Origin of the sequence: Oligella ureolytica DSM 18253, assembly GCF_000373745.1 — a bacterium.
GTDB classification, from domain to species: domain Bacteria; phylum Pseudomonadota; class Gammaproteobacteria; order Burkholderiales; family Burkholderiaceae_B; genus Oligella; species Oligella ureolytica.
The window spans coordinates 1-10173 of the sequence record NZ_KB892330.1 but is presented as its reverse complement, the minus strand read 5'-3'; the positions used below and the strand labels follow the sequence as shown (position 1 = coordinate 10173).

Sequence of the window (10173 nt, the reverse complement as noted above, 5' to 3'; positions counted from 1 at the left end):
AAGGATCGTCACGAGTACGCCAGTGGCGTGGCTGCGATGACTTAGGCTGAAGTTGGTTATGATCAATGCGCCTTGCGCTGCGTTCAGAGATGCCTGCTTTAGCAGCGGCTTCTGCTTGAGTGTGTTTCTTTCTAAAATCCATATAACGCTTAACTTGTTGTTTAGTAATCTTACTACCAGACACAGCAAAACCCTCCGTTTTAACTGTGTCTGACCTTAGCAGATTAACCGGCCAACATAATTGTCGTCACGCCGGTCAAGTTAATTGTCGCTCTATACTCTTCAAAGAGTTTAGCTTGTAAGTCAGGAAGCTGTTCGCTGCGCTTAGCAAAGTTGATGCGTTTAAGCACCGCTAACTCCATTTTGACCTTCTCGTGGGCAATACTGAGGAGCTCATAGGACTTTTCTTTTTGACTAACGACTGCTTGTGCTTCAAGGAGTTGAGTCTCTTTTTGACTAACGACTGCTTGTGTCTGGATAAGCAGGACATCTTTTTGACTAATGACTGCCTGTGTCTCGGCAAGCAAGGCTTCTTTATGACTAACAACTGCTTGTGTCTGTGCTAATAAGGTTTGTTGCTGCAAAAGAAGTTCGCGCAGTTCCTCAGCACTTAGGCTGGATAGGTCAGATGGAAGAGAAGAAAAAGAAATCGGCATAACGCATAGTATGCCTCATGCCGAGTAGAGAAGCGATCCCTAAAAGATCTAATTGACAAATCAAGGGGAATTAGGTCACAAACAGGCTAAGAATAACGAAAAACACTTGCCTCACCAACCCGATGCCAAGGCAGACCTAAGACTAAGGCATGCAGCTGTCCCGCACTCAGTTGTGGGTTACTTTGCACACCAGTGCCATGAAAGCTACCCTCGTGTAAGCGTCGTGTACACAACCACGTACCCATCGCATCATGAACCACCATTTTAAGTAGCGTTTGCGTACGATTCATAAAAATATAGCCTTCATGCGGACCGACTTGACCAACAAGCTGGATCGCCTTAGTCCGTAGCGTATCCCTACCGGCTCGTAAATCCGTGGCTTGACTCATTAACACGACCTTGTCTAAAGTCAGTACGGAAGGAATTTGCCGTTGATTTGCTAAAAGCAAAGAAGAGCCAGCTTGAGCATAAAGGTTGTAACTGGCTTCGGTCTCCATGTAGTGATGCATTTGATTCTCCTAAGGTTAACAAAACCTTAGTGTTATCTATTTTGGAGAGAATAAATACATGTGTTCACCGAACGCTTACCAAGCTCACTCTTCCAGTCAGCCCATTCTGGTGGACAGTTATAACACACCGCACGCTCTTCAGCTTGTACAGATGAAACGGATAAAAAGCTAAGGACTGCGGCTGTAGATAAAACAACACGACGTAATTTCAACACAATGGTCACCTAAATAATGAGGGTTTTTGAAGTCTGTGAGATACAGACAAGGGCTCTAACATTTAGTACCATTTTAGAAAAAGAATGTGACAACAGTATCTAGTCACAGGCTAACCATGTGGTAATCGTGCTTGTTAGCAGAAATAGGACAACAAGAACTATAGCTACTTACAGTGACGAGCTATTAACCAAACATGTCATTACTTCCATAGGCATTAGAGCCAAAGACAATGTAGGCCAACAGCTCTATGCTTTAAGAAGTGAGTTAATAACTAATTTATCGTAATGTTAACTTCTGTTCACACAACTCATAGACCATAGCATCTCCTTCTATATCACTTTCATGGTGAGTTACGATAATGTATGGCTTATTAAATTCAACTAAAAGAGACTTTACCAAGGCGATTTTAGTTCGATCAAGCTCATGAAATGGCTCATCAAGAATAAAAATATCTGGCTCTCTGACAAAAACTCCGGCAATTGTGACAAGACGCTTTTCTCCACCGGAAAGATTATCAATTGAACGATCTTTAAGGTGAGAAATATTAAGCATTTCTAGCGTTTTGAGCGCCTTTTGGGCAGCAATTTTAGGATCTATTTTCTCAGCCAATAATGAAAAAGCGGTATCTTCGATCACGGTTGGCGCTAAAAACCATTCAGAGCTATCTTGTATTAAATAGCCTATTTTAAGTCCCTTTTTTCTAGTGATGTCACCGCTTTTTTCATCATTGAAACCAGCTAAAATTTCAAGTAAGGTACTTTTACCGCTACCATTTTCACCTACGATATAAACTCGTTGGCTCGGATAAATTCGAAACGCTACGTTATTTAAAAGCTTCCTTTCTTTAATGCTAACGTTAAGTTCCTTAACTTCTATCAAAGCATCCATACGGCTCCCTTTATAGCCAGCACTAACATAACAAGGACGATAACTAAGATATCACCAAAATTTATTCTATCTTCTGTTTCTATAAAGACAATATCACCGCTATATCCTCTTATACCCATCGTCTTATAGATTCGATACGACTTATCGAGCATATCGCAAACCATCCTGGCCAATGCGCCGGCATACGCCTTATAAAATAGCAAACCACCATTAACTCCCCGAATTTTTAAAATCATGGGGATTTTAAATGCCGACTTCAAAAGCAAATTAGTTAGTTTTGAGCTAATAAAAACAATCGAAATAAATTTTCTCGAAAACTTTAATTTATAAAAACCTTTTAATAAAAACCACTCATCCCTACCAATAAAAAAGGAAAGAGTCAAAAGTAAAATTAAATTCGATCGTATCATCACCACTTTTGCACTCTCATAGTCGCCATTTAACACATAAGAAACGGCGACGAAGAGAATAAAAATATTTAAGCCAAACAACCAAAATATAAGCTTTTTCCTATCTTTTGCAATCAAGAAAAAGGCTGCAACAGGTGCTAAAACATCAACCACACCAAAACTACTGGCCCCTACAACACAAATGTCATAGATAGTTAATAGTAAAATATAAAGAGCTGGCTTCATATAAGCTGTGGTTTATACTTGAGTATGAAATGCAGCATAAACAACGAGATCAATCCTTCAATCACCATCAATGGAATATTAAAGATTAGGATCGCAGAGGTAGCATACTCAAGATCGGTGCTATTGATATAGAGCATAAAAACTAAGAGCATTAAGCTACAAAGCACGGGTAATGCACCACCAATAAAGAGGATCGCTCCTGTGGTAAATCTCGATCCTCCTCGCTTAACGGCTTTTCTTAAAAAGAACCAGAGAACAACTGGGCAAAATGCCATGATAAAGGTATTTACCCCGAGTACTCCGAGCCCCCCAAAACCAAATAGTAGTGCCTGAAAAAGTAGCGCTATCCCTATGGCTAAAAACGCATAGACTCCGCCGATTGCTGCCACAACACCATTAAACACTAAATGCGTGCTAGTTGGACCAATCGGAATGTGAATAAACGAACCAATAAAAAATAGCGCTGTCAATAGAGCGACTTTGGGGATACCCTCACTATCCAGCTTATAGAGAGCATAGCCCACAACGGGTGCGGTTAATACCCAACCAGCCACTAAAATTTCAGGTTTTAAGATGCCTTCAGCGATATGCATTTATGCTTTTCTCCTAGACTTGAGCAGTGCTAAAATACCAAAAAGCCCAAATATTACGCCTAAACTCCCCAAAATACCGATGTATTTCTCGAATGGCTGCTTTTCAAAGGTAACCTCTGAGGCCATCGCATTGGCATCTATGGTGAAGTCCGCTGTGTGTTCACCATGGTCACTTCCCGCTGAAATCAACACTCGATAAGTACCATCCTCAGGCGGTAAAAAGGCAAAATTCCCACTCTCATCCATCCTTGCTTCTTGCATAGGTAACGCAGAATCACCCTTATAAATTTCGAGCTTAGCAAATCTAGCAGGACTATTCGCAGCGAACTCGGCATGGATGACAATCGCCTCAGCCTTATAACTTTCGTAAAAAACCCCATGCGCATGGGCAGATAAAGGCACAAGGCTAAAAAGTGTTAATATAGCGAAAAAAATTCGTTTCATTTACTTAACCCAGAAAGAAATAGAACTTTGAATAAATAAAGTTTCCGCCTTAGGATCGTTAAATAATGGCTCTTCAAATGTAGAAGCGAGGATATTTAAACCATCAAAATTTACTGGCAGATAGGCGATACCGAATTCATTCGTTTCTTCGCTGAGACTATCCGTATTATTTTCAAACGCCACCCCACTAGCAGGCTTACCATCTTTTAAAACCAAGACGGATAAATAATCACCTTTCTTAAGCTTAGTCACATCACTCAAGGCAATCACTTCATATTTTAAGCCGAGTGGTGCCAGCATTTTTTCATTCCACTCATAATAGGTTTTACCCATTTTGATACTACTGATCGCACCAAAGACAATCCCTTCGGCCTCTATTTTGTCCCCGACAACAAAACCAGCGTTACTATCCACCCAATAGCCGGCATCATAAACCGAGACCATTAAAGCGGCTGTTTTTTCAGTTAACACTTCTGGCGCTTTCTCTGTACCGCGATTATATCTAATCCCTGTTCTTACCTCATTTAACGCCTCATCATAGCCTTTGACTTGGATGAGTTGTTCAGGCTGATAAGCCTGATACCCATCATGAGCCCAAAACTTTACCTCGTATTTATTTGAACCAAGGTCCTCGGTTAACACCTGATGCGCCATTACTGGTGTCGTGGTTAAACCAAAAATCAATGCTAGTTTTAATAATTTTGATGACTTAAACATGTCAATATCCTATGCTAATCACTTTGAAACACGTGATAAATTTAAAAACCAAAAATTAGGGAATAAATATGCCACTACCTTAGCCTGTCGAGCTGACTAAGTTGGACATACACATCTTACCACAACCATTTAAGCTGTGGTAGATGCGTGTCGAACTCACTAGTAACTAATGAGAAGCTTATCAAGCCCAACTAACTCATAAACAATCTAAAATCAAGTCTTTCATGAGCAAACATCGCTAAATCAAGTTCATGATGAGTCGCAAAAATTCTATTATTTGAATTTAAGCTAAAAAACCCATTGTCGATACTATCTTTAGCTATCTCTCTTGATTTTTGAGCTGTCTTCTTAGCTAACACCTGATTTAAAAACATCAATTCATTTGATTTTTTATAAGCTAATGGAACGGCTCTCGTGGCGTTTATGGTCAGCGTTCTAAGCGTTGCATAAGCATAGTTTTCCAAAAAATCACTATGACTCAACAACGCAAAAACGATCGCTGGATTAGCAAACTCATCCCATTTAAAGGCTGCGTTTTTATACCACATGATATTTTCATCATGCATAAACTCAGTATTATTAAGGGTTGATCTTGCCATCTCTACCTGAGCTTTGCGATTCTCAAAAGACGAGATAGATGCATTCGCTGCTTTAGCCAGTTTTAAAAGACTTAGTCTTTTATCCTTCAACGCATGGGCAATGCTATAAATAGCACCGTCACTCTCAGCAAATACATCTAACATATAGCTCTGAAGCCACTTTTCGTAACTAGAAATATCCTTTAAGTCACCCCAAGAAATGTAGCTCTCAAATCCAAAACTATGAGAGTATCCACCATTAGGAAATGCACTATCAAAGAGAAATTGACTTTTCATATTAATGATGATGACTAGCGTGTTTAAGAGGGTTAGAAACCACTAAATTCTCTCTCGTGAAGGGAATATTATGTTCATCCAACCACTGAGCGATGAGATAGTCATACTCAATAATCATCGCACCTTGCTCAAAAACTGCTGGCGCATGTCTGTTGCCTATCGAGTGTGCGGCAAATGCCATCGTCACGATATCCTCTGGTTTAATCACTAGAACATCTTGCGGTAAACACTCGAGAACAAAGACTGAGTTTTCATCCTCGGCAAGCACATCACCATCTTTTAAGATAGTTTCAGTGCTTAAATTAATACCAATATCAACGCCATTATCACTCGTTAAGCGGACAACTCTTTTGAGTCTATCGTCAGCACTTATCTTAACCTTGTCGATCGCTTTGCCTTTAGTGTCAAAGTCTTTGACATTTCCTAAAATTTCCTTGAGTATCATACTTAAATTTTTCCTAGAATAGATAGTATCTTTGAGCCATTGGCAGTTCATCAAGTGGTTCGCTATAGATCAGCTTGCCCTCAATTGTCACTTGATAAGTCTGTGGGTCAACTTCTATGTTTGGCGTAGCGTTATTTAGCTTCATGTCTTCTTTCTTAGCAGTTGAGGCTCCCTTAATAGGTAAAACCTGCTTCTGAAGACCATATTTTTCAGCTACATTTTCATCAATGGCCATTTGTGCCATAAAGCTGTAGCACGTTTTATATAAAGCCTTACCATATGCTCCGTACATTTTTCTATGAATGACGGGTTGTGGCGTTGGAATTGAAGCATTGCTATCGCCCATTTCAGACAAAATGCAAAATCCAGCTTTTAATACCATTTTGGGCTTAGTACCAAAAAACTTAGGATCCCATAAGACTAAGTCAGCAAGTTTGCCTACTTCAATACTTCCCACGTACTCATCAACACCTGCTGCAATGGCTGGGTTAATAGTGTATTTAGCAACATATCGTTTAATACGATGGTTGTCGTCATGCTCACTGTCACCTTCTAACGCACCAAGTTGTACTTTCATTTTGTGGGCAGTTTGCCAAGTTCTAGAGATCACCTCACCGATTCGACCCATCGCTTGGGAGTCACTACTAGTGATTGAGATAACACCTGTATCATGAAGAACGTCTTCCGCACCGATGGTCTCTTTTCTAATCCGACTATCAGCAAAGGCGACATCCTCTTTAATGTCTTTGCTCAAGTGGTGACACACCATCAACATATCTAGGTGCTCTTCAATCGTATTAACCGTGAACGGTAAAGTTGGATTAGTCGATGCCGGTAAAACATTTGGCAGTCCTGCCAGTTTAATGATGTCAGGCGCGTGACCACCCCCTGCACCTTCCGTATGGAATGTGTGAATGGTTCTACCATTGATCGCTTTTTCTGTATCAGCAACAAAACCATACTCGTTTAACGTATCCGTATGAAGTCCGACAGAAACGTCACCGATTGCTGCTGCTTGTAGTGTGTACTCTAATGCACTTCTTGTCGCACCCCAGTCCTCATGGATCTTAAGACCAGCGGCACCCGCTTTTAATTGCTCTAAATTCACTTCAACATTTGAGCCGCTTCCCTTACCGTAAAGACCGATATTGATAGGAAGGTCATCGGTCGCTTGAAGCATTCTTTCAATATGGAATGCACCAGGGGTACACGTAGTCGCTTTGGAACCATCATTTGGACCTGTACCACCACCAAATAATGTGGTGACCCCATTACTTAATGCTTCATCTACTTGATCAGGGTTAATAAAGTGAATATGCGTATCAACACCACCCGCCGTCACGATAAGGCCTTCTCCGGCTAAGGCTTCAGTACTAACACCGATAACAAAATCAACGTCATCGCTAATATCAGGGTTGCCACCTTTACCGATTGCGTGAATTTTACCGTCTTTGATACCTATATCTGCTTTATAAATGCCGGTATAGTCAATAATAAGGGCATTGGTAATAATAAGATCAACTACCTGCTCATTGTCTCTGGTGACTCGTGAGTTTTGACCCATACCATCTCTGATGGTTTTACCACCACCAAATTTACTCTCTTCACCATAGGTTGCGAAATCCTTCTCAACCTTAGCGAAAAGCTCTGTATCAGCGAGTCGTATACTATCACCTGTGGTTGGCCCAAAATGTGCTGCGTAGTCTTGTCTTTTTACTTTAAACATCATTTAACCCCTTATAGTTTTCCATCGATTAAGTTATTTAGCCCATAAACTTCTCGTGTACCAGCCAAGTCTATAAGGTTCACCACTTGAGTAACTCCTGGCTCAAAACGAACTGCTGTGCCAGCAATAATATCAAGTCTTTTTCCTCGTGCTTTTTCTCTATCAAACTCAAGGCCTGTGTTTACTTCGTAAAAATGAAAGTGAGACCCTACTTGTATCGGTCTGTCGCCACTGTTGGTAACTTCTAATTCAATGCTTTCTCTGCCTTCATTGCAGATAATATCGCCATCAGCGTATATGATTTCGCCTAGTTTCATACTTTCACCTTAAACTATAGGGTTATGGATAGTAACGAGTTTAGTGCCGTCTTTGAACGTTGCTTCAACCTGAACCTCATTGACGATATCCGCAACACCATCCATGACATCCGTTTTGCTGATCACGCTTCTTCCAGCATCCATTAGCTCACTCACGCTCTTGCCGTCCCGAGCACCTTCTAAAATAAAGTCACTAATAATAGCAACTGCTTCAGGACAATTTAGCTTAACACCTCTCTCGAGACGCTTTCTAGCAACAACGGCCGCATAACTTAACAAGAGTTTTTCTTGCTCTTTTAATGTCAACTTCATACATTCTCCTTCAAGAATTGATTTTTGAGCTCATCTATGTAGTTCATAGCTGAGTCGTTTTTACTACTAGCTACCCTAACCACAGTCACCTTATCTATCTTGCTCGAAAAGGCTTTTAAATCACTCTCATCTACATCTGGAATATCTAACTCTTCATTCACAATAACTAGCGTGTAAAAATACTCATAATTAAAAAATGAGTTAAGATTTTGACGACTATCATAGTGAAAAAGATCATTAAGTTTAAGACTAGAATTTATATAAATTCGTAAACTCATATTCGCTTTGAAGCATGCATCGGCATATCCTATAAAGCCGCCATCAAGGTAGAAAAGCTGAGCCCCACTTTGACAAAAAATGGTCGTTTTACTACTAAAATCGGCATCCTTATAAAAAATATTTGCATGATTATAAAAAAGCAACTTTGAACGCTCATCAAGATTTATCAATGTCTTAAGCTTTGATGCCCCTTTATAAACCTTTTGATTTGACTGTGAACTCAATACAGCGTTGCTATTTTCCATTTTAAAGTTTTGTGAGTAGTTGTCACCACCGACTAATCCCCCACCCAACGTACTTAAATAGGCAAAAAACCGATTATCATCTTCGTCTCGTGCTTTTCCATAATCCACGGGCAAACTGATAAGCCTTAAAGCGCCTTTTTGATAATGCTCCTTTAAAGCACCATCTTTGATCGTTGTTTTTAAAACACTCATTACAGATCTTTAAACATACAGTTTTTTTCTATCCACTTAACGACATCTTCAAGGCCATCATCCGTTTTAAGATTCGTAAAATAGAAGTCTTTTTCTTTTCTAAAGTTCTTAGTATCACTTTCCATCACACCTAAATCAGCACCTACATAAGGGGCAAGGTCAATTTTATTAATGACAAAAAGATCAGACTTAATCATCCCTGCACCCGCTTTGCGTGGGATTTTCTCACCTTGAGCAACGTCAATGACATAAATACTGAAATCCACCAAATCAGGACTAAAGGTAGCGGCTAAATTATCGCCACCACTTTCTAAAAAAATGATATCTAAATCAAATGTATCCTGTAAGTTGGCAAGTGCATTCTCATTCATGGAAGCATCTTCTCTGATCGCCGTATGTGGGCAACCACCCGTTTCCACACCAATGATCCGATCTGTCGGTAAGACGCTATTTTTAGCTAAAAACATGGCGTCTTCTTTGGTGTAGATATCGTTTGTCACGACACCTATTTCATAGTCCTTACTCATGACTCGAACTACTCTTTCTATCAACAAAGTCTTGCCAGCACCTACAGGACCACCAACACCTATTATGATCGGTTTTTTCATACAGATTCCTCTTAAAGAAAAACGACTTAACCTCAGTTAAAACGTCGTTTTCTATTATTTCTCAATTAATTTAACCTACTTAAAATTATTGATGCAAGAACTAAAATATCAATAATTTAGCTAAATATAATATAACTTTAAAGATGTTTTGCATATAGCACCTACATATTCTACGAAATTTAACATTAATTTGAATTTATAAAGTGATTTAGTTTGATTTATCGCAAATTCAGCTATTTTGAGACCTTTGCAATAACCCCTCAAACTTCCTAAAATATAGCTTGTTTTCTTGCATTCTTACTTTAGTCCTATGAGTAGTTTCTTTCAACAAACCGCCAAAGCCCGTATTGCCAAACACCTTGATCGTTTTCCGTTACTTAAGTTAGATCAAGTGATTGATTGGCGACCGATTGAATGCTACCTCAATTCACAAAAGCAGCGTCGATTGACGACTCAACAAGGTCGTCCGAGTTATCCCGTGCTCGCCATGTTTAAGGCAGTCCTATTGGGTCAATG

Annotated in this window: 16 protein-coding genes and 1 pseudogene; 1 reads left to right on the top strand and 16 read right to left on the bottom strand. The window is 39.8% G+C overall.

All coding sequences use genetic code 11. The features are described 5' to 3' along the window. The 16 genes and pseudogenes from B092_RS15205 to ureG form a co-directional block, all read right to left on the bottom strand. Window positions 1-184: pseudogene (locus B092_RS15205) on the bottom strand (IS21 family transposase); the annotation flags it as partial. Between the two features lie 40 nt (window positions 185-224). Then, window positions 225-656 carry a hypothetical protein gene (locus B092_RS0110805; RefSeq protein WP_018575257.1) on the bottom strand — a complete coding sequence of 144 codons (432 nt, stop codon included), beginning with the start codon at window positions 654-656 and terminating at the stop codon, window positions 225-227. An 86-nt stretch (window positions 657-742) separates the two neighbouring features. Then, entirely contained in the window at window positions 743-1165 is a 423-nt protein-coding gene (tnpB, locus tag B092_RS0110800) for an IS66 family insertion sequence element accessory protein TnpB (RefSeq protein WP_018575256.1), read from the bottom strand. 32 nt (window positions 1166-1197) lie between these two features. Further along, a complete protein-coding gene (locus B092_RS15200) occupies window positions 1198-1380 on the bottom strand; it encodes a hypothetical protein (protein WP_083907528.1) in 183 nt (60 codons plus the stop codon). A gap of 277 nt (window positions 1381-1657) precedes the next feature. Next, window positions 1658-2269: an ABC transporter ATP-binding protein gene (locus B092_RS0110795; protein ID WP_018575255.1), complete on the bottom strand. Its 612-nt coding sequence runs from the start codon at window positions 2267-2269 to the stop codon at window positions 1658-1660. After that, window positions 2257-2904: a hypothetical protein gene (locus tag B092_RS0110790; RefSeq protein WP_018575254.1), complete on the bottom strand. Its 648-nt coding sequence runs from the start codon at window positions 2902-2904 to the stop codon at window positions 2257-2259. The genes B092_RS0110795 and B092_RS0110790 overlap by 13 nt, the downstream gene beginning before the upstream one ends. Beyond that, complete coding sequence (cbiM, locus tag B092_RS0110785) at window positions 2901-3497, bottom strand: cobalt transporter CbiM (RefSeq protein WP_018575253.1); 597 nt, start codon at window positions 3495-3497, stop codon at window positions 2901-2903. Before cbiM ends, B092_RS0110790 begins: the two co-directional genes overlap by 4 nt. Continuing rightward, window positions 3498-3941 carry a hypothetical protein gene (locus B092_RS0110780; RefSeq protein WP_018575252.1) on the bottom strand — a complete coding sequence of 148 codons (444 nt, stop codon included), beginning with the start codon at window positions 3939-3941 and terminating at the stop codon, window positions 3498-3500. It abuts the gene before it with no gap. After that, the gene (locus tag B092_RS0110775) at window positions 3942-4658 is read right to left on the bottom strand and encodes a DUF4198 domain-containing protein (protein ID WP_018575251.1); all 717 of its coding nucleotides are present in this window, start codon (window positions 4656-4658) and stop codon (window positions 3942-3944) included. 191 nt (window positions 4659-4849) lie between these two features. Beyond that, a complete protein-coding gene (locus B092_RS0110770; protein WP_018575250.1) occupies window positions 4850-5533 on the bottom strand; it encodes an urease accessory protein UreF in 684 nt (227 codons plus the stop codon). A 1-nt stretch (window position 5534) separates the two neighbouring features. Then, window positions 5535-5978: an urease accessory protein UreE gene (locus tag B092_RS0110765; RefSeq protein WP_018575249.1), complete on the bottom strand. Its 444-nt coding sequence runs from the start codon at window positions 5976-5978 to the stop codon at window positions 5535-5537. 13 nt (window positions 5979-5991) lie between these two features. Next, window positions 5992-7704 (bottom strand): urease subunit alpha, encoded by a 1713-nt coding sequence (gene ureC, locus B092_RS0110760; protein ID WP_018575248.1) that lies wholly within the window; start codon window positions 7702-7704, stop codon window positions 5992-5994. An 11-nt stretch (window positions 7705-7715) separates the two neighbouring features. Next, window positions 7716-8021: an urease subunit beta gene (gene ureB, locus B092_RS0110755; RefSeq protein ID WP_018575247.1), complete on the bottom strand. Its 306-nt coding sequence runs from the start codon at window positions 8019-8021 to the stop codon at window positions 7716-7718. Between the two features lie 9 nt (window positions 8022-8030). Next, window positions 8031-8333 (bottom strand): urease subunit gamma, encoded by a 303-nt coding sequence (locus B092_RS0110750; protein ID WP_018575246.1) that lies wholly within the window; start codon window positions 8331-8333, stop codon window positions 8031-8033. Beyond that, window positions 8330-9049 (bottom strand): urease accessory protein UreD, encoded by a 720-nt coding sequence (locus tag B092_RS0110745; protein WP_018575245.1) that lies wholly within the window; start codon window positions 9047-9049, stop codon window positions 8330-8332. The genes B092_RS0110750 and B092_RS0110745 overlap by 4 nt, the downstream gene beginning before the upstream one ends. Then, window positions 9049-9657, bottom strand: a complete 609-nt coding sequence (gene ureG, locus B092_RS0110740; RefSeq protein WP_018575244.1) for an urease accessory protein UreG — start codon at window positions 9655-9657, stop codon at window positions 9049-9051. The genes B092_RS0110745 and ureG overlap by 1 nt, the downstream gene beginning before the upstream one ends. A gap of 310 nt (window positions 9658-9967) precedes the next feature. On the opposite strand from ureG, the gene B092_RS0110735 reads away from it, so the two are divergent. Continuing rightward, the coding region (locus tag B092_RS0110735; RefSeq protein ID WP_018575243.1) for a transposase at window positions 9968-10173 on the top strand (206 nt) is incomplete at its 3' end.

What these genes read in the sequence shown, in the direction of transcription:
- tnpB (WP_018575256.1), bottom strand. Translation starts at nt 1,165, where the DNA reads ATGCATCACTACATGGAGACCGAAGCCAGTTACAACCTTTATGCTCAA.
- B092_RS0110795 (WP_018575255.1), bottom strand. Translation starts at nt 2,269, where the DNA reads ATGGATGCTTTGATAGAAGTTAAGGAACTTAACGTTAGCATTAAAGAA.
- ureG (WP_018575244.1), bottom strand. Translation starts at nt 9,657, where the DNA reads ATGAAAAAACCGATCATAATAGGTGTTGGTGGTCCTGTAGGTGCTGGC.
- B092_RS0110805 (WP_018575257.1), bottom strand. Translation starts at nt 656, where the DNA reads ATGCCGATTTCTTTTTCTTCTCTTCCATCTGACCTATCCAGCCTAAGT.
- cbiM (WP_018575253.1), bottom strand. Translation starts at nt 3,497, where the DNA reads ATGCATATCGCTGAAGGCATCTTAAAACCTGAAATTTTAGTGGCTGGT.
- B092_RS0110770 (WP_018575250.1), bottom strand. Translation starts at nt 5,533, where the DNA reads ATGAAAAGTCAATTTCTCTTTGATAGTGCATTTCCTAATGGTGGATAC.
- B092_RS0110790 (WP_018575254.1), bottom strand. Translation starts at nt 2,904, where the DNA reads ATGAAGCCAGCTCTTTATATTTTACTATTAACTATCTATGACATTTGT.
- B092_RS0110745 (WP_018575245.1), bottom strand. Translation starts at nt 9,049, where the DNA reads ATGAGTGTTTTAAAAACAACGATCAAAGATGGTGCTTTAAAGGAGCAT.
- B092_RS0110750 (WP_018575246.1), bottom strand. Translation starts at nt 8,333, where the DNA reads ATGAAGTTGACATTAAAAGAGCAAGAAAAACTCTTGTTAAGTTATGCG.
- B092_RS0110765 (WP_018575249.1), bottom strand. Translation starts at nt 5,978, where the DNA reads ATGATACTCAAGGAAATTTTAGGAAATGTCAAAGACTTTGACACTAAA.
- ureB (WP_018575247.1), bottom strand. Translation starts at nt 8,021, where the DNA reads ATGAAACTAGGCGAAATCATATACGCTGATGGCGATATTATCTGCAAT.
- B092_RS0110775 (WP_018575251.1), bottom strand. Translation starts at nt 4,658, where the DNA reads ATGTTTAAGTCATCAAAATTATTAAAACTAGCATTGATTTTTGGTTTA.
- ureC (WP_018575248.1), bottom strand. Translation starts at nt 7,704, where the DNA reads ATGTTTAAAGTAAAAAGACAAGACTACGCAGCACATTTTGGGCCAACC.
- B092_RS0110780 (WP_018575252.1), bottom strand. Translation starts at nt 3,941, where the DNA reads ATGAAACGAATTTTTTTCGCTATATTAACACTTTTTAGCCTTGTGCCT.